The following is a 20794-nucleotide window of genomic DNA, read 5'->3' as shown; positions in this document are numbered from 1 at the left end:
GTCCCGTGCCGCTCCTGCCGTGGCCGGAGCCCTTTCCCCGGGCCGGCCCGCGGGCGGTGCCCTCCGCTCAAGGTGCCGCCCGCGGACCGGGGTTCTGGAGGGGGTCGCCCAGAGGCCACCCAGGGGGTCGCCCACGGGCCGCCCCCGGGGTCGCCCAACTACCCCTCGCCGTGGACCAGTTCTATGTCGTGGTCCTCGACATCGGTGCCGGACAGCGTGATCCCGGCCGCCTGGGGCGGGTAGCCCGTCGCGATGACCGTGTACGCGCCGCTGTCGAGGTCGGAGAAGGCGTACGCGCCGTCGTCGCCGGTCGTCGCCGAGGCGACCACGTTGCCCGCCGCGTCCACGAGCGTCACCCGCGCGTCGCCCAGCGGGGCTCCGCTGCCGCCGCGCACCGTGCCACGCACCTGCACACCCGGGTGGAGCTCCACCTCCAGCCGCGTGGTTCCGCTGCCGATCTCCACCGGCTGGGCCAGCGGGCGGTGCTTGGGCGAGTTGACCGCGAGGGTCACGGTTCCCGGTACGAGGTCGGTGAGGGTGAACTCGCCCAGGGTGTCGGTCCCTCCGGTGGCGAGTACGTCGCCCCGGACGTCCGTCACGATGACCACGGCACCGGAGACCGGGGCGCCGCTGTCCGCGGACCGGACCACACCCGCCAGCCTGCTCGTGCCGCTCAGCAGGACGTCGTACGTGACCGCGGCGTCGCCCACGACGATGTTCGTGGCCTGGGGCTGGTAGCCGTCCGCGGAGGCGATGAGGACGTACGGCCCCGCGCCGGGCGCGGCCACACCGTACGAACCGTCCTCCCGCGTGACCGAGCGGCTCAACTGCCGTCCTTCGAGCGAGATCAGCGTCACCGCCGCCGCGCCCACCGGGGTCTTCTCCGCGCCGAGGACGTGTCCGTTCACCGGGATGCCGCCGCTCGCGTCGTCAAAGGCGGGAGTCGCGGCGCCGGCCGGCGCGGGGGTCGGTGACTTCTCCGCCGAGGGCGCCACTGTGGTGTCCGGGGACGCGGGCTCGGCGGCCGCCTGTGCCGCCTGTGCCGTCTGCGCCGCGTCGGCGGCCGGCTGCTGGCGCGGGATGAACAGGGCGATGGCGAAGGCGAGGAGGGCGGCACCGGCGCCGACCGCGAGGACCACCTTGAAGCCGTTCTCGGAGGGCAGGGCGTGGCCGCCGAAGTCGGTGGTCATCTGGGCGAGGATCACACCGGCGATGGCACTCGCCGTCGAGGTGCCGATGGACCGCATCAGGGTGTTGAGGCTGTTGGCGGCGGCCGTCTCGGACGCGGGCACGGCGCCCATGATGAGCGCGGGCATCGAGCCGTAGGTGAAGCCGATACCGGCGCCGATGACGCAGGAGACCAGGACGAAGTGCCAGACCTCCGACATCAGGACGATGTTCAGGCAGTAGCCGGCCGCCACGATCAGCGAGCCGATCAGCAGGGTCACCTTCGGGCCCTTGGCCTTGGTGACGGCGGCGGAGACCGGCGCGAGGGCCATCATCACCAGACCGGAGGGCGCCATGACCAGACCGGCCGCGAGCATCGACCTGCCCAGGCCGTAGCCGGTCGCCTCAGGCAACTGGAGGAGCTGAGGAAGCACCAGGGACATCGCGAACATGGCGAAGCCGACGGCGATCGAGGCGAGGTTGGTGAAGAGGACCTGGCTGCGGGCGGTGGTGCGCAGGTCGACCAGCGGCTGCGAGGTGCGCAGCTCGAACAGGCCCCAGAGCAGCAGTACGACGACCGCGGCGCAGAACAGACCGAGGGTGGTGCCGCTGGTCCAGCCCCAATCGGCGCCCTTGGAGATGCCCAGCAGCAGGCAGACCAGACCGGCCGCCATGCCGAGTGCGCCGAGCAGGTCGAAGCGCCCGCCGGTGCGGACCCTGGACTCCGGTACGAAGACGGGGACGAGGACGAGGGCGAGGACGCCGAGGCCGGCCGAGGTCCAGAACAGGACGTGCCAGTCGTAGTTGTCGGCTATCAGGGCGGCGGCGGGCAGGCCGAGGGCGCCGCCGACGCCGAGGGAGGCGCTCATCAGGGCGGTGGCGGAACCGAGCCGTTCGGCGGGCAGTTCGTCGCGCATGATGCTGATGCCGAGGGGGATGACGCCGGACGCCAGACCCTGGAGCACCCGGCCGACGATCATCGGGGTCAGGGAGTCGCTGAGCGCGGCCGTGACCGAACCGGCGATCAGCATCACCAGGCTGACCAGGAGCATGCGGCGCTTGCCGTACATGTCCCCCAGCCGTCCCATGACCGGGGTGGCGACCGCGGCCGCGAGCAGGGTGGCGGTGACGGCCCAGGCGGTGTCGGAGGCCGGGGCGTTCAGCAGCTGGGGCAGTTCCGGGACGATCGGGATGACGAGGGTCTGCATGAGCGAGACCACGATGCCGCCGAAGGCCAGCGCCACCACGACGAGGCCGGCCCGCGGTGCGGCGGGCCCCACGTCGGGGGCGGGTCGGGCAAGGGCATGGGACATGGCCGGGCCTCCGTAGGGGCGAATCGGGGTGTGCACGGGGTACGCGGTGTGCACGGCGTGCGCGACAGGGTAAATCTAAGTCAGTTGATTGACTTAAGCAAGATAGCCTGATGGGCGCCTTGTGAGGATGCGCGGCGCGGAAGCCGTGGCGGGGAACCCGGAGTGGAAGCCGTGGGTGCCGCCATACTTCGGAGCGCCGTGCCGCCCCGAAGTATGGCGGCACCCACTGCCTGATGGCCACCGCGACAGCCCCTGACTCCCGGCCTCCGGCTCCCGGCTCCCGGCCTCCGGCTCCCGGCCTCCGGCTCCCGGCTCCCGGCCTCCGGCTCCCGGCTCCCGGCCTCCGGCCTCCGGCTCCCGGTCTTCGGCTCCGGGAGCCGGAAACGACCGGCCCTAGCCGACCGGTACCGGCGTCACCGCCACGGCCAGCGGGTACGCGCCCGTCTTCAGGGCGGTGCCCACCGCACCGGTCGCCGTCGTGACCGGTACGAGCGTGCCGGCGTCCGCGGTCGTGACGTACGCCGTCGTGCCGTTCCAGTCGAGGGCGACGTCGAACGCGGACCGGCCGACGGTGACCGGTGTGCCCGGCGCGCCCGTGACCGTGTCGACAGGTGTGACCGTGTCACCCGTGCTCGCGCTGACCCACAGCGTGCGGCCGTCGGGGGAGAGCGCGAGGCCGTACGCCTGGCCGGTGACCAGGAGGGTCGGGCGGGTGTCGTTCGTGGCGGTGTCGATCGGAGTGACCGTCGACGAGGCGGAGCCGCCAGAGTTCGACACGTAGACCGTCCGCCCGTCGGGTGACGCCACCACGTCGAACGGGTTCGGGCCCACCCGGATCGCCCTGCCCGCCGTGGCCGAGGCGCCGGACAGGTCGACCGGAGTCACCGTGCTGTCATGGATGTTGGCCACGTAGAGGGTGGAGCCGTCCGGGGTGATCGCCATGTTCTCCGGGCCGTCGCCGACCGCGATCCTCGCGCCCGCCGTGCCCGTCGTGAGGTCGATGGGCTGGACCGCGTCGTCGGCGTAGTCGGCGACCCAGAGGGTCCTGCCGTCGGGGGTGAGGGCGAGACCCGCCGGTACGTCGCCGACGGCCACCGTCCGCGTGACCTCGCCCGAGACCACATCGATGACGCTCACCGTGTCGGAGCCCTGGTTGGCCGCGTACGCGGTCCGCCCGTCCGCGCTGACGACGACCTCGCCGGGGTTCTTCCCGACCGGGATCTCCGTCGCCGTACCGGACTCCAGGTCCACCGAACTGACCGACGCGCCGCTGAAGTTGGCGGTGAGCGCGCGGTCGCTGCCCTTGCCGTCCGTGACGCGGACCGGGATCGCGCGACTGACGAGCCCGTCACCCGCCACGACGACGGACCGGACTCCGTCGTCCGCTCCGGGGCCCGCCGTGAAGGTCACCGTCGCCGTGGCCTTGCCGCCCGCCGGGACGGTGAGCGTGCCGGAGGACGGGGAGACGGTCAGGCCCTGGGGGACGTCGAGCGTCCAGTGCACTGTCTTCTCCGCCGTGGAGCGGTTGTCCGCCACCGTGAGCGTGACCTTGTCGCTCGCTCCCGGCGCCAGCGTCAGCGACGACGGCGCGAACGAGGCGTCCGGGCCGGGATCGGGCGCGGCCCGCAGCGTGGCGTCGAACAGGAAGCGGTCCATGACACCGGGGGCGATCTGCTGCGGTACGGCGTCCAACTCCTTCCTCTGCTCCTGGAGTTGGTCGTAGTACGTCGATACGGCCGTGTCGTCGCCGTTGGCCTGGGCGAGCATCAGCTTGACGGCTGTGCCGCCGGCGTCGCCGTACGCGCCGAGCTTGTCCAGCCACGCCGAGGTCTCCGTCAGGAACCCCGGGTTGTCGAGGCGGGCGCGCAGGTCGGCGGGGACGTCGGCCATGGAGGCGAAGTAGGCGGAGAGCCTGCGGGCCGCGCCCTTCGTCGCCTGCCCGCTTCCGTTCTCGTACGCCGTCGTGAAGGCGGCGATGAGCGGTCTGAGGGTGGGGGACTCGGTGGTGTCGAGAAGCGAGGAGTAGCTGTTCTCGGCGAAGATCCGCAGGGGTGCCGCGGCGGCCGGGCCGCCGAGGTCCCTGACCGAGGCGAGGAAGGCGGCCCTCGGGTCGTACGCCTCCGGGTTCCAGGCGTAGTCGGCCGAGGTGAACAGGGCGAGCTTGCTGGCCTCGGCCTGGACCATCGGGTTGGCGGTGATGCCGGTGACCTCGGCCGTCACGCCCGGCTCACGGCCCGTGTAGGGGCCGAGGAGGAGACGGCTGGTGGTGTAGTCGTTGACCGGGTAGTTGTCCCAGATGAGGATCGGGTGCCCGAAGACCTCGCGGGCCTGCCGGGCCTCTTCGGTACTGATCGTCGGGGCGATGACTCCTACGCCGGTCCACTCCACGACCACCGAGCGGTCGAGCTTCTCGCGCAGGGCCGTCTTGTACGGGGAGTCGGCGAGGTCGGAGTACTCGGTCGGCACCATCTCCAGCGGCTGGACGTCGCCGTGCGCGTCGACGAAGTCCTTCACCACGGAGTTCAGCAGCGCCGCCTGGGCCGTGCCCGCCGCTCCGCCTCCGGTGCCGTACTCCACCTGGTCCTGCGGGCAGTTCCAGGTGGTGTAGCTGATGTCGTCCAGCGGGACGGCGAAGGAGCGCACGCCGATCGCGTACAGCGACTCGAACTTGGCGACCAGGGCCGCGCGGTCGCTCGCCGAGGAGTAGCAGACCGACAGGCCGGGCGAGAGGGCGTACGTGAACCGGACGTGGTTCTCCGCCGCGCGGTCCACGAGCTGCTTCAGGCGGGCGAGTTGGTCGGCGGGGTACTCGTCGCGCCAGTTCGCGCGCAGGTACGGGTCGTCCTTGGGGGAGTAGACGTACACGTTCTGCTTGGTACGGCCGTAGAAGTCGAGCTGGGACAGGCGGTCCTGGTGGGACCAGGGGGCGCCGTAGAAGCCCTCGATCACGCCGCGGAGCGGGGTCTCGGGCCAGTCGCGGACCGTGGTGGCGGGGACGGAGCGGCGGCCGGTGACCAGCTGCCGCAGGGTCTGGGCCGCGTAGTACGTGCCCGTGGTGTCGACGCCGGACAGGGCGACCCGGCCCCGGCCGGCGGCGAGGGCGTAGCCGCCGGAGGGGAGCCCGTTGGGCGACGTCGCCCCCAGCCGGGACAGCACCTTGGCGGTTGCCGGGTTCTCGCCCGGACCGCCGACGTAGACGGTGAGGGCGGCGGGGGGTACGGGGTCGCCCGCCGTGACGGTGGTGATGGTGCGGGCGCCGGCGGCGCGGAGGGTCTTCTCGACGAGCCTGCGCGCGGACGGGTCGGTGTCGCGGCCGACGACCTCGACGACACGCCGGGGGACGGGAAGGAAACCGTGACCCGGCCGCACCTGCTGGGGAGTGGGCCACACTTCGGGGACGGGTTCCGTGGCGCTGACGGGTTCCGTGGCGCTGACGGGTGCGGTGGCGCTGCGGTCGTCCGCCGCCACGGCGGGGGCCGGGGCGAAGCCCGGCGCACAGAGAGCCAGGGCGGCCAGGAGGCCGACCAGTACCGGCTTGAGTGCCGGTCTCCGGTTCAATGTTTTATCCATCGGGGGGGAATGCTGGTTGAAGCATTCACCGCACGCAAGACCGCGAGCGGCGGGTAACCGCAGTGCGGCAAAGGGTTGTTGGAGCGTGGGGCCTACGGTCAGGCGACCGGCGCCGTCGTGCCGCGTACCACCAGCTGGGGCGGGAGGACGATCTCGCGGGGTTCCGTGCGGCCCTCGTCGAGGCGTTCCAGTGCGGCCGTGACCGCGTGGTGGGCCTGTTCCTCGGCGCTCTGGCTGACCGTCGTCAGGTTGAAGCAGCTGAGGCGGGAGAGCGCGTCGTCGTCGTACCCGGCGACGGACACCGCGCCGGGGACGGGGACCCCCGCCCGGCCGAGGGCGGTGAGGACGCCGATGGCGCACTGGTCGTTGAACGCGACGACGGCGGTGGGCAGTCCGCTGCCGCTCAGGAGCCGGCCGGCGGCCCGCTCGCCCGCCTCCTCCGTGTGGTCGCCGTGCAGGACGCGGATGTGGTCGTCCAGGCCGTGGCGGCGCATGGCCTCGCGGTAGCCGCGGCGCCGGTCGGTGGCGATGACGCCCTTGCCGCCGTCGACGTACGCGATCGAGCGGTGGCCGAGCCCGGTCAGGTGGTCGACGATCTGGCCGACCCCGTCGTCGTCGGCCGTGCGTACGACGTCCAGCTCCGCGTCGGGGATGCGGCGGCCGACCGAGACGACCGGCGCCTTCTGGTGGAGGGCCGTGAGCGTGGCGGCCGGGGCGACCGGGCCGAGCAGGATCAGCGCCTCGCTGCGGAAGGCGAGGAGGGTTTCTACGGCGGTGGTCTCGTCGCGGGTACGGGTCTGGGTGCTCAGGACGAGGTCGTAGCCGACCTGCTCGGCGGCCGTGTGGAGGTGTTCGACCAGCTCGGCGTGGAACGGGCTGTGGATGTCGACCATCACGCCGAGCAGACGGCTGCGTCGGCGGGCCAGCATGCTGGCGTTGCGGTCGGGCTGGTAGCCGAGCTCCGCGGCCGCCTTCAGCACCCGCTGCCGGGTGCGCTCGCTGGGGCCGGGCACGCCGCGCAGAACGAGGGAGACGGACGCGGTGGACAGGCCCACGCGGGCGGCGACGTCTTCCAGGCGGGGGCGGGCTGCTTTCTCGGACACTGGTCCTCCGGCTCTCTCCCCCGGACTTTTCCTGCGTGAGCCTTGACACGCTCGTGAAACCGGGTCGATGGTATCAGCACTTAAATCGCTTCAAGCCTGCGTCTTGGCCACAGACCCCCGGGGAAAGGGGACCGGCTCCGGCGGCGGAGTGCGACCCGCCGCCGGAGCCGTTGGCGCTGGGCGGGCGCGCTGTGATCGGCAGGTTTTGGCCATGGGGCACGGTCGCGTGACCCTTGGAGTCGGGCTGCGCGGAGTGGCCGGGTGGCCGAAACCTGCCAATTGCTCGTTTCCTCAGCGGACGCCTTCCGGTGGGGGTGTCTTCAGGGTGCGTATGAGGGCGTGGAGGGGGGCCGTGGTCGTGGTGAGGATGGTGTCGGGTTCGTCGCTCTCGCGGAGGTGGATGGCGCCTCCGGCGCTGGTGGCCAGGTGGACGCAGTTCGATCCGTCGCCGCTGTAGGTGGACTTCTGCCAGTGGAGGCTGTGCACGATTCGGCTCTCTCAGATGTCTTGGGTGAGTCGGTGGATGAAGTCGCGTGACTTTGCGGGGCTGAGCGCGCTCGACTCCATGCGGTCGAGCACCGAACGGTACTTACTCAACTGTGCTTCTGCGTCGAGAAATTCGCAGGCCCTGTGATGCGTGTCCAACTGGACGGTGTCGAGCTCCGGTACGGGGCCCTGGATGTAGTCGATGGACTGACCCGTGGTGGGGAAGTGTTCCGCGCCGAAGGGGATCACTCTGACTGTGACGTGGGCCAGTTCGCTCATCTCAAGGAGGTGCTGGAGCTGGGCACGGGCCACGGACGGGCCGCCGAATCCCATGCGAAGCGCGGCCTCGTGGATGGTGGCCGTGTACGAGGGTGGGTTCTCCCGGTGCAGCACGCCCTGCCGTTTGATGCGGTGCGTGAGGCGGTGCTCGATCTCGTACTGCCGCATGGGCGGTGCGACTTGCCTGAAGAGTGCTCGTGCGTGGTCTGTCGTCTGCAACAGGGCCGGGACGTGGACGATGAGCGCTGCGCGCAGCCCGGTGGCGTGGTGTTCGAGTTCGGCGAGATCGACCAGGGCTGCGGGCAGGTGCTCGCGGTACTCCTCCCACCAGCCCCGCGTGCGTCGTCCTGTCATCGCGGCCAGTGCGTCGATGAGTGACTCGTCGGAGCACTCGTAGGCGGATGCGATCGCGCGCACCCGGTCGGCGCTGAGAGGCGTGCGTCCTGTTTCGATCATGCTGACGCGACCCTGGTTGACGCCCAGGTGAGCGGCGGCCTGGGTGACGTTGAACCCGGTTCGCTCGCGAAGTTTGCGCAGCTCAGCGCCCAGCCGTCGCTGGCGCAGGTTGGGATTGTTATTCGACGGCAAGACGTCTCCTTTCGGGCCGCAGCGCGGCTCTCGTGTCCCTCACACGAGGTAATTGCTGATGCATCTCCTGGCATAGAGAGATGTATCTCAACTGCTGCGCTACGGTGAGGTTACAAGCTCAACTCGCGCCGCTTGTAAGCCGGAAGCGCACCAAGCCAGGCATTGCCACCGCTCGGCGCCATCGTTGAGCGTCCCCAAGTCCCGTTCCTCCCCAGAGGTGTTCATGGTCACCGTATCGCCGCCCGACTGCTCGTTGCCCGAAATCTCCACTTCCGAGAAGTGGTGCTACGTCCTCCGCCTGCCTCACGACCCCCATTCCGCCCGCGTCGCCCGCATGACCGTACGCGCCGCACTCACGAGCCACGGCATGGAGCAACTACTCGACGTCGCCGAGCTGTTGACGTCGGAGCTGGTCACCAACGCGTACCGGCACGCCAAAGGTCCCGCGTCCCTGTGCCTCCGCGCGCTCGGGGAAGGGCGGCTCAGGGTGTTCGTGTGGGACACCAACCCGTACATCCCGCCACCCTTCGACGGGCCCCCGGCCATGGGTGCGCCGCCACCCGCACCACCCCCGAACGACGCCACTCGCGGGCGCGGGCTGCTGCTCGTGCGGCAGTGCGCGGACGCCTGGGGCGGGTGGCCGCTCGGAGGGGACCGGATCGGGCGGAGCGCGGGCAAGCTGATGTGGTTCGAGGTGGGTGGGGTGGGAGCCCGGTGTCAGTAGGAGGTCGCGTGGTGCCCGCCCTCGGTGAAGGTCGGGCGGTGGGCCCGGCGCCGTTGTCTGCCGTCGCCGCTACGGTGGTCGGCAAGGAGTGCAGACCGAAGGAGCCTCGCGTGACCACTCAGCCTGATCACGGACAGGAGCTGATCCCCCAGCCGGAGCGAACCCCCGACGCCGTCCGTGTCGCCCTCGCGCGCATCGCTCCCCATCGGCTGGGCGAGATGGAGCGACACAAGGAGCAGGCGCTCGCAGCCGCTATCGCAGACGGCAAGATCGGTCACCTCCAGCACTGGCTCACATACTGGCATGCACAGGTCGAGATCGAACGCCGCCCCGACCTGTCCGCTCGCTACCGCACCGCGCTTGCTGCGGTAAACGGCACGGGCAGCAAGGACGACCCCGCATTCCGGTCGGGCATGGACGAACTGACCGCCGTCGAAGCGGAGGCCCAGCGGGCGGTGACTCTGTGACGTGGCAGTGGGAGTACGACCCGGACGAACAGCACGTCGCAGGTGGCGCCCCTCCGGCATTCCTCGCCGAGGTCGAGAAGAAGGCCGACGAACTGGTCCGCGCCGCCGAAGCCTTCTACCTCGACGGCACCACTACCAGGGAGAAGGCCCGAAAGGAGGCTTCGCCCATGTGCCCGGCGGCTTCTTCAACTACCTGATCGTTCCCCGGCACGAACGGCTCTACATCATGCAGGTGAACCTTCCTGTGACTGGCACATCCCTCCCGAGTCGACTGCCTCGCCTGCCGCTGAGGGGCGAGGATTCGGTGAGCAACGCTCGTCTGTCTCGAACAGCGCGACCGGGTCCGAGACAGACGAGCGAGGAAGCAGGGAGTACGTCATGACCGACAACCTCACCGTGGCAGTCCTGGGCACCGGCATCATGGGTGCCCCGATGGCCCGTAACCTCGCGCGTGCTGGACTCGGGGTGCGCGCGTGGAACCGTAGTCGCGACAAGGCCGAGCCGCTGGCGGCCGAGGGTGTGTACGTCGCGGGTACGCCCGCCGAGGCGGTGCGGGGCGCCGATGTCGTGCTGACCATGCTGTACGACGGCCCGGCCGCCCTGGATGTGATGGAGCAGGCGGGGGACGCGCTGCGGCCGGGTGCCGCCTGGGTGCAGTGCACCACCGCGGGCCTTGAGGCGATCGGCGAGCTGGCCGGGTTCGCCGGCGAGCACCGGCTGGTCTTCTACGACGCGCCCGTTCTCGGGACCAAGCAGCCCGCGGAGGCCGGACAGCTGACCGTGCTCGCGGCCGGGCCCGTCGAGGGCCGGGACGTGGTGACGCCGGTCTTCGACGCGGTCGGCGCCCGTACGGTGTGGACCGGGGAGGACGGCGCGGCGGGCAGCGCCACCCGGCTGAAACTGGTGGCCAACAGCTGGGTGCTCGCGGCCACCAGTGCGACCGGCGAGGTCCTGGCCCTGGCGCAGGCCCTCGGGGTGGACCCGCAGGGCTTCTTCGACGCCATCGCCGGTGGCCCGCTCGACATGGGGTACCTGCGGGCCAAGGCCGGGCTGATCCTGGAGGGCCGGCTCTCACCCGCCTCCTTCGCCGTGACGACCGCCGTCAAGGACGCCCGGCTGATCGTCGCCGCGGGCGAGCAGCACGGCGTACGCCTCGACGTGGCCGCCGCGACCGCCGAACGCCTGGCCCGCGCCGCCGAACACGGCCACGGCGACGAGGACATGGCCGCCGCGTACTTCGCGAGCTTCGACGAGGGGGCGTCAACCGCTCGGTGAAGGAGGGGGGTTGGTGTGGTGTCAGTACACCGGTGGGGGGCCTGATCCTCCGTGGGGAGGATGTAAGGCGCATCGATGCGCCATGACAATTACCCCTGGCATGCCCGCAACCACGGACAACCAGGGAAGGATCGGCCTTGCGTATCACCCGGATCATCGGAACCGTCCTGGGCACCACGCTCCTGCTGACCACCGCGTTACCGGCGGCCTCCGCCTCCGCCTCCGCCTCCGCCGACACCGGAACGCTGGATCGTGCCGCCCTGCGCAGCACGTTGCGCGCCGTCCACGAGGCCGGTATGTACGGCGCCTACTCGTCCGTCCGTGAGGACCGTGACCGGTGGACCGGCGCGGCCGGACTCGCCGACGTGGACACGGGGCGGCCGGTCGCCCCCGGTATGCGGCACCGCGTGGGCAGCATCAGCAAGACGTTCACCGCCGTGGCCCTGCTCCAGCAGGTGGAGCGCGGCAAGGTCCGGCTCGACGCGCCGATCGGTGCGTACGTCCCGGACCTGGTTCCGGGGGAGCGGGGCCAGGACGTCACCGTACGGATGCTCCTCAACCACACCAGCGGGATCGGCGACTACATCCTCGGCGCCTTCCCCTCCCTCGCCCAGAACTCCACGGCGAGCCTCGACGAGGAGCGCTTCCGCTCCATCGCCCCGGAGGAACTGGTGCGCCTCGGCCTGGCGGCGCCGGCTACCGGACGGCCCGGCGAGCGGTGGTCGTACTCCAACACCAACTACGTGATAGCCGGGCTGATCCTGGAGAAGGTCACGGGCCAGGACGCCGGGACGTACATCACCCGCAACGTCATCGACCGCGCCGGGCTCCGCGACACCACGTACCCGCGCAGCCCGTACATCAAGGGCCCGCACGCCAGGATGTACGAGTCGTTCTACGGCCTGATCGACCCGCCCCGCGACTACAGCGTCTACGACATGTCCTGGGCGAACACGGCGGGCGCGATCGTGTCGACCACCGACGACCTGAACCGCTTCTACCGCACCCTGCTGGGCGGCGGACTGATCGGCCGTGCGGCCCTCGACGAGATGCTCACCACGGTCCCCGCGGGCGGTATCGACTACGGCCTGGGCATCTACGCCCAGGACCTGCCCGGCTGCGGCCGCTTCTGGGGTCACGACGGCGCGGTCTTCGGCGCCGGCACGATCGCGCTGTCCAGCCCCGACGGCACGCGTCAGATCGCCCTCGGCTTCAACCTCATGAAGTACCAGCGCCTCAACGAGGACGGCACCGGGCTGGAGCCGAGTCCGATCGACGAAGCCCTCAGCGAGCACATCATCCGTGCGCTCTGCCCGAGCACCGAGCCCGCGTCGGAGCCGCAGACGGCGGATGCCCGGATGCTTCCGGAAGGGCTGCCCGGCGTGGACTTCTCCCCCGGGAACTGGGTGAACCGGGTCGCCCGCCGCTGAGCGGCAGCCACGGGCGCGGAAGGTCCGTCAGCCGCCGAGGCAGATCACGAGCAGGCAGAGCTTCGCGGGTGACGTCGCCTCCGGTGCGGGGCTCGTCGGTGTGGTGCCCGTGTTCGAGCCGGAGCCCGAGTCCGACCCGGACCCCGAGCCCGAGCCCGAGTTCGCGTCCTCGGAGGGGGCGGGCGTGGGTGTCTGCGTGTCCGTGCCCGTACCGCCCTGGCTGCTCTGACCGCTCTGGCCGGAGCCCGATCCGTCGGAGGACGGCGAGCTGGGCTTCGGCTTCGGGACCAGCGGGAGCGTCGTGCGGGGGGCGGTGGCGGTGTCCGGCTGAACCCTCTGCGGGGCGGAGTGGGCCGGGGTGGCGGACTGCTCCTTCGGGGCGTTGGTCGCCGCGGACTGCGAGGGGGTGGACGAGGAGCGGGGCTTGTCGCTGCCCTGGGACTTCGGGTCGGTGCGCTCCGCCGTCGGTTCCTCCCCGCCGATGTTCGTGCGCGGGAGTTCCGGCGCGGTGGCCGCCTGGGCCCGGTCGCCCGAGTTCCGCTCCATCGACGAGAGGGTCAGGCCGCCTCCGATGAGCGCGACGGTGGTCGCGACCACGGCGCGGCGCTTGTTCTTCTTCCAGGCGGCCCGCTCGCGCCGCCGTGCCGCCCGCCCCTGCGGTGCGGGAGGTGCCCCTTCGCCGGTGCTCTCGAAGTCGCCGTACGGGTCGGTCGCCGGGGCATCGGCCAGGCCGGCGCCGAGCGCTGCCCCGCCCTGCGGGTGGGTGTCCTGCCACGTGTCCGATGCCGTGCGCTCCCACGACGGCACCGCGTTCGCCGCGTCGTCAGCCGCCGCCGCGGCGGGCAGGGCGGACACGGTACGACCGCCGTCGGTGACCGGGGCGATGTCCGGTGCGTAGGCACCGCACCCGGGGCACACCAGGGCGCTGTTGAGGTGTCGACGACACGAGGAGCAGTAGTCCATCTGTGGTCTTCCCGGGTTGACAGGCCGTCGACCCAGCCGGGCTGTGGCCTGGTCTGGTCACGGTCGCACGTGGTATCGAGCGGCCAACCACACTAACGAGCCATTCGAAAGTGTGTGTGCAGGCGGTGTGACACTCCTGCACGGATTCTCCGGCCCGTCGCGTGGCTTTCGGCCATGTGCCGTTCGTCGAAGGGCGGATGAAGGGGACGTTCCGGGGCGTCCCGCCTGTGGGTGCGGGCCTGCCTACCCCTGTTTTTTCGTCTCACCAGGCAACCCCGTCCCTCTTTTCACCCCTCTCACAGGTCGCTCACAGCTCGTGGGCTGTCCAGTCCGATGCCACTGACCATGGCACTCGCAGACGAGGAACCGATGACCAGACAGGAACAGCACAGCGGCGGCAGCAGCGGTAACGGCAGCGGCAACCGCGGCCGCGGTCGCTTACGGCGGACGGCGTTCGCCACCGGAGCCGCGCTCACCGTCGTCGTCGCCGGCGCCGGGGCCGCTCCCGGAGCCGGGGCGGATCCGGCGGGCGCGCCCGGGGAGCCCAGGCTCAAGCTGATAGCCGCGTCGAACTCCGTGACCCTCGACCGGTACGAGTGGGATGGCGGGGTCTACCTGGACCTCGGCACGTATCTCACGGTCGACGACGCGCCGTTCGAGTTCAGGGTGACCCGGGAGTCGTACAAGGACCCCGTCGTCGCCCGGCAGATCCTCCGCGACGGCACCACCACGAGGACACGGGAGCTGCCCGAGGGGATGGTGACGGACTTCTCCGGTCTGTCCGGCTTCCTCGACGTGACGATCGAGAACGCGGCCGGCGAGGTGGTGGCGAAGACCGACGGCACCTACTGCCCGAACAACGCCGCCGGGCGGATACGTCCGGACGCCCCGGCGACCGCGCACTACCCGGAGAGCTGCTCCACCAACCCGTGGACGCTGGGCTCGGTGTGGGGCGTCGAGCAGGGCTGGGCGTCGAACACCAGCACGGTCGACTACGACAAGCCGGTGGACCTGCCGGCGGGCGAGTACACGGCCAAGGTCTCGGTGGCCGAGAAGTACCGCGAGCTGTTCGGCATCCCCGACGACCGGCCGACCATCAAGGTGACGGTGCGGGAGTACGACGAGGACGGCGGCGGTGGCGCGGGCCGGGCCTCCTCCTCGCGGTCCTCCGCCCACGGAGCCGGCCACGGCGGCGGCCAGGGCAGCGGCCACGGAGCCGCTCAGGGCGCGCCCTCCGCCAAGGCCGCCGCCGGCGGCGCCCACCACTACGGCCCGCGCGGCGCCGACGCCCCCACCCCGGGTGCCCTGTCGCACGCGCTGGAGGACCGCGGCACGGCGACCCACCTGGGCGACGGGCGCGGCCACACCGACGGCTCGCGCATCGCGCCCGCGCTCCAGCCCAACGCCAAGCGGCCCACCGGCCGGGCGGGCGTCCCGGCGGACGTGCCCAAGCCGGACCTGCGTTCCCTGCCCGCCTGGGACATCGCCATCACGGACGGCGAGGACGGCGACGTACCGGGCAAGGACTACCTCGCCTTCAGCGCCAACGTCTGGAACGCGGGCCCCGCGCCCCTCGTCGTGGACGGCTTCCGCAGCCCCGGCAAGGACCTGATGGACTCGTACCAGTACTTCTACGACGCCGACGGCAAGCAGGTCGGGTACACGCCCAGCGGCACCATGGAGTGGGACGCGCGCAAGGGGCACGAGCACTGGCACTTCACGGACTTCGCCAGTTACCGGCTGCTGAGCGAGGACCAGACGAAGGAGGTGCGCAGCGGCAAGGAGGCGTTCTGCCTGGCCAACACCGACGCCATCGACTACACGGTGGAGAACGCCAACTGGCACCCGTACAACACCGACCTGTCGACCGCCTGCGGTCAGCAGAACTCGATCTCCGTGCGCGAGGTCCTCGACGTCGGCTCCGGCGACACGTACACCCAGTACCGTCCCGGTCAGTCCTTCGACATCACCGACCTGCCGAACGGCACCTACTACATCCAGGTGATCGCCAACCCGGAGAAGCGGCTCCAGGAGACCAACCTGGACAACAACGTCGCGCTCCGCAAGGTCGTCCTGGGCGGTGAGCCGGGCGCCCGCACGGTGCAGGTCCCGCCGCACGATCTGATCGACGCGCCGTAGTCCTCACCGTCGGTCCAGCGTCGTACAGCAGGAAGGCAGGAACCCCCAGGTCGGCGACCTGGGGGTTTCCTCTTGAGCGGGCGCTGTCAGGACGCGGTCACGGTGCGCGGAGGGCGTCCGCCGGTGGTGTGCGCAGGGCCTGGCGGGTGGGCAGGTCGATGGTGAGGAAGGCCGTCACGGCGACCGTGGCCGCGAGGGCGGGCAGGAGCCAGACGGGGCCCTCGGGCCAGGGGCGGCCGAGGAAGCCCTGTCCGAGCAGCGCGAGCGGGACGGCGGACAGCAGCAGGCCCGTGGTGAGCGCGGCGGCGGCGATCACGGCGGCCTCCCGCCGCATCATGACCCGGATCGCCGGTCGGCTCGTCCGCGAACACGACGGCCGGCTTCGCCGCCAACGCCCGTACCAAGGCGGCCCGTTGCTGCTGGCCGCCGGAGAGTTCCGCCGGGCGGTGGGCGAGCCGGCCGGCCAGCCCGACCCGCTCGACCAGTGTGCGCACCCAGTCCCGGTCGGGGCGGCGGCCGGCCAGGCGCAACGGCAGGGTGATGTTGTCCTCGATGGAGAGGGAGGGGATCAGGTTGTACGCCTGGAACACGAACCCGACGCGTTCCCGGCGCAGTTCGGTACGGCGGGTCTCGTTCAGGCCGGCGACCTCGTGGCCGTCGATACGGATGCTGCCGGAGGTCGGGGAGTCGAGTCCGGCGGCGCAGTGCATCAGCGTGCTCTTGCCGGAGCCCGAGGGGCCCATCACGGCGAGGAACGTGCCGGGCTCCACGGTCAGCGACACGTCGTCGAGGGCGCGGACGTCGCCCGGATACGTCTTGCTCAGGTGCGCCAGCGCGATGGCGGGCGCCTTGCGGGCGGTGGCTGTCGCGACGGGCGTGCTCATCGGCGTCCCCGCAGCTTGCGCGCGACGAGGGTGCCGGCGCTGAGCAGGGTGACCAGGCCGCTGGCCAGGTTCAGCCAGATGCCGGCGGCGGCGTACGAGGCCATCAGGTTGACGGCCGCGCTGATCACCAGCACGGTCCAGAGCAGCGTACGGACGACGTCGCCGCGGGAGACGGCGGGCGACTGTGTGCCCGGCGACTGTGTGCCGGGCGACTGCGTGCCGGGCGAGTCGTCGGTGGCGGTGAGGCGGTAGGGGTCCGTGTGGGCGCTCGTCATGGCGGGCTTCCTCTGCTCCGTGCGTTCCTTGTCGGCTGTCGTCACCGACGCTATGGATCGGGGCCCCTTCCGGCCGATCCCGCAGTCCGCCCGGTTCGGGGTACAGCAGGCTGTACTTCGCGGCTCTCGGGCTCACGTTGAACTCGTGTGCTGCGTAAGGTCGTTCGCCAACAAGGGAGGGAGGCCGCATGGCCATGCAGGACAACGCGGCCGACGAGTGGGGTGCGGGCCTCAAGGACATGGCCGTACGGGCCATGAGTGCCGCGGGCAGCGCGATCGGGCAGCTCGCCTCCGGACTCGGCACGGCCCTGCTCGCGCTGCTCGTGCTGGTCTGGCTGGGCGTCACCGCCGTGACGAGCCTCGTCGGGGTGGGGCTGCTGATGGTGCCTGCCGCGCTGAGCGCGCTGCACGCCCTGGCCGGCCGGGAACGCGCCCGGCTCGCCCGCCACGGCTCCGAGGTCTTCGCCCCGGACCCTCCGCCCACACGGCTGCGGCTCGCCCTCGCCGACTCCACCACCCGGCGGGAACTGCGCTGGGTGGTCCGGCACGCCACGCTGGGGCTGCTGCTCGGACTGCTCGGTGTCCTGCTGCCGGTGGTCGCCGTGCGCGACACGGCCTTCCCGCTGTTCTGGATGCTCCTGCCCGAGGACCCGACCGCCACGTCCATCGGCCTGGGCACCGCGACCTCCTGGCCGGACGCCTTCGCTGCGACCCTCCTCGGCGTGGGCTGGATCGCCATCATCCTCGGCCTCACCCCCGGCATGGCGCGGCTCCAGGCGCAGCCGGGACGGCTGTTCCTCGCGGCCGGGCCCGACACCGATCTCTCCCTGCGCGTCGCGGAGTTGACCGCCACCCGCGCCGCCGCCCTGGACGCCCACGCCACCGAGCTGCGCCGTATCGAGCGCTCGCTGCACGACGGCACCCAGAACCGGCTCGTCACGGTCACCGTGCTGCTCGGCGCCGCCCGCCGCCAGGTGGCCCGCGACCCGGCCGGAGCGGACGAGCTCCTCGAACGCGCCCAGTCCGCCGCCGAACAGGCGCTGGCCGAACTGCGCACCGTCTCACGGAGCATCCTGCCCCCGGTCCTCGCCGACCGGGGACTGGCCGGCGCGCTGTCCGGGCTGGCCGCCGAGTGTGCGGTGCCCTGCCGTACCGATGTCGAGGCACCCGAGCGGTGCGCCGCCTCCGTCGAGGCCACCGCCTACTTCGTCGTCGCCGAGGCCCTGACGAACATCGCCAAGCACAGCGGTGCCGGACAGGCCGCGGTGACGGTCCGCGCCCGCGGCGGCCGGCTGCACCTCCGTATCGAGGACGACGGCCGGGGCGGGGCTGGGGGCACCTCCCAGGCTATGGGCACTGGGGGAGAGGACGGCGGCTCCGGGCTCACCGGGATCCGCCGTCGTGTGGCGGCACACGACGGTACGCTCCGCGTGACCAGCCCGCCCGGCGGCCCGACAACCCTTGAAGTGGACCTTCCCTGTGGATCGTGACCTGCGCATCGTGATAGCCGAGGACGATCCGTTGCTGCGCGAGGGGCTCGCCCTGTTGCTGCGCGCCGAGGGCCTCGACGTGGTGGCCACGGCGGGCACCCCCGACGGGATCCTCGACGCCATCGACGCGCACAAGCCGGACGTCGCCATCCTCGACGTCCGCATGCCGCCCACGCACACCGACGAAGGCGTCCGCGCGGCGGTCGAGGCCCGGCGCCGCCGCCCCGACCTGGCCGTCCTCGTGCTGTCCGCGTACGTCGAACAGTCCTTCGCCACCGACCTGCTCACCGGCGGTGTGAACGGCCTGGGTTATCTGCTCAAGGAACGGGTCGGGCGGGTCGAGGAGTTCCTCGACGCACTGCACCGGGTGGCGTCCGGCGGCACCGCCATCGACCCCGAGGTCGTCGCCCAGCTCTTCACCCGCTCCCACCAGGACATCCGGCTGGAACGGCTCAGCCCCCGCGAACGGGACGTCCTCGCGCTGATGGCCGAGGGTCTGGGCAACGGCGCGATCGCGCAGCGGCTCGTCGTGACGGACGGCGCGGTGCACAAGCACATCCGCAGCATCTTCGCCAAGCTCGACCTGTCGCCGGCCGACCAGGTGGACCGGCGGGTGGCCGCCGTCCTGCGGTACCTGGAGGACGCCCGCCGCCGGGCCTGACGACGCCGGGGGCCCCGGGGTACAGCCTGCTGTACCGCCACCTGGGGCGCGCACGGCAATGACCCCCGGACCTGGGGCTGATGTGCTGAACACGTCACGTCAGCCCCCTCGAAGGGACATCACGGTGAGCCCCCAAGCACCCGTCAGCGTCAAGAACGGACCGGCCACCGAGGCCGGACCGGCCGTCGAGGCCGCCAAGGCCCGCGGGAACCGCCCCACCACCGGCCTGCGGGGCAGCATGCACCGCAGCCCCGTGATCTGGTTCTTCTCGCTGGCCTTCGTGCTGAGCTGGGCGGCCTGGACACCGTACGTGATGTCCGAGAACGGCCTGGGCGTCTGGCAGTTCGCCTTCCCCGCGACCGGTGGCAGCACCCAGCTCTTCGGCGTCCTGCCCGGCGCCTACCTCGGCCCGATCGTGTCGGCCCTGCTGGTAACGGGGGCCACCGAGGGGCGCGCCGGACTGCGGGCCTGGCGCGGGCGGATGACCAAGTTCCGCGTCAACTGGCGCTGGTACGCCGTGGTCCTGCTCTCGGTGCCCGCGGCGCTGATCATCGCCTCGTCCGCGCTGGGCGACCGCGGGCCCGCGATGCCGCCCGCCGTGGTGCTGGCCGCGTTCCTGCCCGGCCTGCTGCTTCAGATGGTCACCACCGGTCTCGCCGAGGAGCCCGGCTGGCGCGAGTTCGCCATGCCCCGGTTGCAGCACCGCTACGGGCCGCTGGCCGCCACCGTCGTCGTCGGCCCGCTGTGGGGTGTCTGGCACCTGCCGCTGTTCCTGACCGAGTGGGGCGGCTACCCGGACGTGACCGGGCTCCACGTGCTGAAGTTCGTCGTCACCGCGATCGCCTTCAGCTTCGTGATGACCTGGGTGTTCAACCGCTCCGGCGGGAGCATGCCGCTGGTCATGCTGCTGCACTGCGGCATCAACAACTACTTCTCCGTGCTCTCGCTGGACATGTTCCCCTGGCTGTCCAAGGAGGCCACGTCCAACGCCTTCCTCCTCAGCGCCGTCACGGCGGCCCTCGTCCTGCTCGTCGCCACCCGGGGGCGGCTCGGATGCCCGCCGGCGTCCGGCGACGGCGCGCTCGACGCACCCGTGGATGTGCGGATGTCCTGAACGCCGCATCCGGAGGAAGCGGATTCCCCGTCTACAGGGGCATGGACATGAAACAAGGAGGGCAGGGCCCGGTGAGCGATCGCACGACACCACCGCCCCCGCGCCCGGTCCGCGGCACCGCCCGCTTCGCCGTCGCCGCGCTCGCCCTGGCGGCCGTCGCCTGGGTGGCCCGAGCCGTATGGCACATACGACTCGCCGTGGCGGGCATGCCGGCGTCCGGGCCGCTGGACCAGGGCGACGGCCGGCACCGCCCGCCGACCGCGCTGGAGGACGGGTACCACATCGTCAGTTCCCTGGGGGACGCCGTCACGGTGCTCTGCGCGGCCATGTTCCTGAACTGGCTGTGGCGCGTCCGGGACAACGCACGCGCCTTCTCCGGAGAACGCCCGCGCTACATATGGCCCTGGATGTACCTGGGCTGGATCGTGCCCGTCATGAACCTGTGGGTGCCCCGCGGCATCGTCGTGGACATCCACCGGGCGAGCGCCCCCGGCGAGCGGCTGCCGAGCGTCGTGAACTGGTGGTGGGGACTGTGGCTGGCCGGGATGCTCGGCGGGGCGGGCCTGATCTACGCCGACGACACGGACGACGTCATCGGGCGCGCCTACTCGGACGTGGGGCTGCTGCTGGCGGCCGACGCGGCCGTCATCGGCGCGGCCGTGACCTGCGCGCTCGTCGTCCGCACCGTCACGAAGGCGCAGCAGAACCGCCTGGGCGAGGACGTGCGACCGGGCGGCAGGGCATGAGCATGAGCGGGCCCCGGCCTCCGGAGCCGGCGGGCGTACCGACGCTCGGCCAGTCGGGCGAATTGTCCGTATAGTCATAATTTTCACCGGACTTGAGGGGTAGGTGTGCGGTAAGGAAAA

18 protein-coding genes are annotated in these 20794 nt (G+C 71.7%); 10 read left to right on the top strand and 8 right to left on the bottom strand.

Features of this window, described 5'->3' with window-relative positions; genetic code table 11:
* Positions 1–158: 158 nt before the first annotated feature.
* The 5 genes from IE262_RS31490 to IE262_RS31470 form a co-directional block, all read right to left on the bottom strand.
* On the bottom strand, positions 159–2480 hold the full coding sequence (locus IE262_RS31490) for an MFS transporter (protein WP_189878497.1): 2322 nt from the start codon (positions 2478–2480) through the stop codon (positions 159–161).
* 393 nt (positions 2481–2873) lie between these two features.
* A complete protein-coding gene (locus IE262_RS31485; RefSeq protein WP_189878496.1) occupies positions 2874–6050 on the bottom strand; it encodes a beta-N-acetylglucosaminidase domain-containing protein in 3177 nt (1058 codons plus the stop codon).
* 98 nt (positions 6051–6148) lie between these two features.
* Positions 6149–7153 carry a LacI family DNA-binding transcriptional regulator gene (locus tag IE262_RS31480; protein ID WP_189878494.1) on the bottom strand — a complete coding sequence of 335 codons (1005 nt, stop codon included), beginning with the start codon at positions 7151–7153 and terminating at the stop codon, positions 6149–6151.
* Between the two features lie 291 nt (positions 7154–7444).
* Positions 7445–7639 (bottom strand): DUF397 domain-containing protein, encoded by a 195-nt coding sequence (locus IE262_RS31475; protein ID WP_189878492.1) that lies wholly within the window; start codon positions 7637–7639, stop codon positions 7445–7447.
* 12 nt (positions 7640–7651) lie between these two features.
* A complete protein-coding gene (locus IE262_RS31470) occupies positions 7652–8506 on the bottom strand; it encodes a helix-turn-helix domain-containing protein (protein ID WP_189878490.1) in 855 nt (284 codons plus the stop codon).
* A gap of 223 nt (positions 8507–8729) precedes the next feature.
* Here IE262_RS31470 and IE262_RS31465 point away from each other — a divergent pair, with 223 nt between their 5' ends.
* From IE262_RS31465 to IE262_RS31445, 5 genes are all read left to right on the top strand, one after another.
* On the top strand, positions 8730–9230 hold the full coding sequence (locus IE262_RS31465) for an ATP-binding protein (protein ID WP_189878487.1): 501 nt from the start codon (positions 8730–8732) through the stop codon (positions 9228–9230).
* A gap of 110 nt (positions 9231–9340) precedes the next feature.
* The gene (locus IE262_RS31460) at positions 9341–9697 is read left to right on the top strand and encodes a hypothetical protein (protein WP_189878485.1); all 357 of its coding nucleotides are present in this window, start codon (positions 9341–9343) and stop codon (positions 9695–9697) included.
* Entirely contained in the window at positions 9694–9894 is a 201-nt protein-coding gene (locus IE262_RS31455) for a hypothetical protein (RefSeq protein WP_308432820.1), read from the top strand. Before IE262_RS31460 ends, IE262_RS31455 begins: the two co-directional genes overlap by 4 nt.
* A gap of 181 nt (positions 9895–10075) precedes the next feature.
* On the top strand, positions 10076–10972 hold the full coding sequence (locus tag IE262_RS31450) for an NAD(P)-dependent oxidoreductase (protein ID WP_189878483.1): 897 nt from the start codon (positions 10076–10078) through the stop codon (positions 10970–10972).
* Positions 10973–11109: 137 nt separating this feature from the next.
* On the top strand, positions 11110–12402 hold the full coding sequence (locus IE262_RS31445; protein WP_189878480.1) for a serine hydrolase domain-containing protein: 1293 nt from the start codon (positions 11110–11112) through the stop codon (positions 12400–12402).
* A 27-nt stretch (positions 12403–12429) separates the two neighbouring features.
* Here IE262_RS31445 and IE262_RS31440 read toward each other — a convergent pair whose 3' ends face one another.
* Positions 12430–13365, bottom strand: a complete 936-nt coding sequence (locus IE262_RS31440) for an SCO2400 family protein (RefSeq protein ID WP_189878478.1) — start codon at positions 13363–13365, stop codon at positions 12430–12432.
* Positions 13366–13734: 369 nt separating this feature from the next.
* Here IE262_RS31440 and IE262_RS31435 point away from each other — a divergent pair, with 369 nt between their 5' ends.
* Positions 13735–15504, top strand: a complete 1770-nt coding sequence (locus IE262_RS31435; protein ID WP_229877641.1) for a lysyl oxidase family protein — start codon at positions 13735–13737, stop codon at positions 15502–15504.
* An 86-nt stretch (positions 15505–15590) separates the two neighbouring features.
* Here IE262_RS31435 and IE262_RS31430 read toward each other — a convergent pair whose 3' ends face one another.
* Both IE262_RS31430 and IE262_RS31425 read right to left on the bottom strand, forming a co-directional pair.
* Complete coding sequence (locus IE262_RS31430; protein WP_229877640.1) at positions 15591–16388, bottom strand: ABC transporter ATP-binding protein; 798 nt, start codon at positions 16386–16388, stop codon at positions 15591–15593.
* Positions 16385–16663, bottom strand: coding sequence for a hypothetical protein (locus IE262_RS31425; RefSeq protein ID WP_189878474.1), 279 nt, complete (start codon positions 16661–16663; stop codon positions 16385–16387). Before IE262_RS31425 ends, IE262_RS31430 begins: the two co-directional genes overlap by 4 nt.
* A gap of 194 nt (positions 16664–16857) precedes the next feature.
* Between IE262_RS31425 and IE262_RS31420 the strand changes: the two genes are divergently transcribed.
* From IE262_RS31420 to IE262_RS31405, 4 genes are all read left to right on the top strand, one after another.
* Complete coding sequence (locus tag IE262_RS31420) at positions 16858–18153, top strand: sensor histidine kinase (protein WP_373305194.1); 1296 nt, start codon at positions 16858–16860, stop codon at positions 18151–18153.
* A 1-nt stretch (position 18154) separates the two neighbouring features.
* Positions 18155–18814 (top strand): response regulator transcription factor, encoded by a 660-nt coding sequence (locus IE262_RS31415; RefSeq protein WP_189878604.1) that lies wholly within the window; start codon positions 18155–18157, stop codon positions 18812–18814.
* Positions 18815–18938: 124 nt separating this feature from the next.
* Positions 18939–19928 (top strand): CPBP family intramembrane glutamic endopeptidase, encoded by a 990-nt coding sequence (locus tag IE262_RS31410; protein WP_308432819.1) that lies wholly within the window; start codon positions 18939–18941, stop codon positions 19926–19928.
* Positions 19929–19975: 47 nt separating this feature from the next.
* On the top strand, positions 19976–20674 hold the full coding sequence (locus IE262_RS31405) for a DUF4328 domain-containing protein (protein ID WP_189878468.1): 699 nt from the start codon (positions 19976–19978) through the stop codon (positions 20672–20674).
* The last annotated feature ends 120 nt before the right edge of the window (positions 20675–20794 follow it).

Origin of the sequence: Streptomyces bluensis, assembly GCF_014650715.1 — a bacterium.
GTDB lineage: Bacteria > Actinomycetota > Actinomycetes > Streptomycetales > Streptomycetaceae > Streptomyces > Streptomyces bluensis.
Note: the sequence above shows the minus strand (reverse complement) of the source record. Positions and strands in the feature narration are given on the sequence as shown.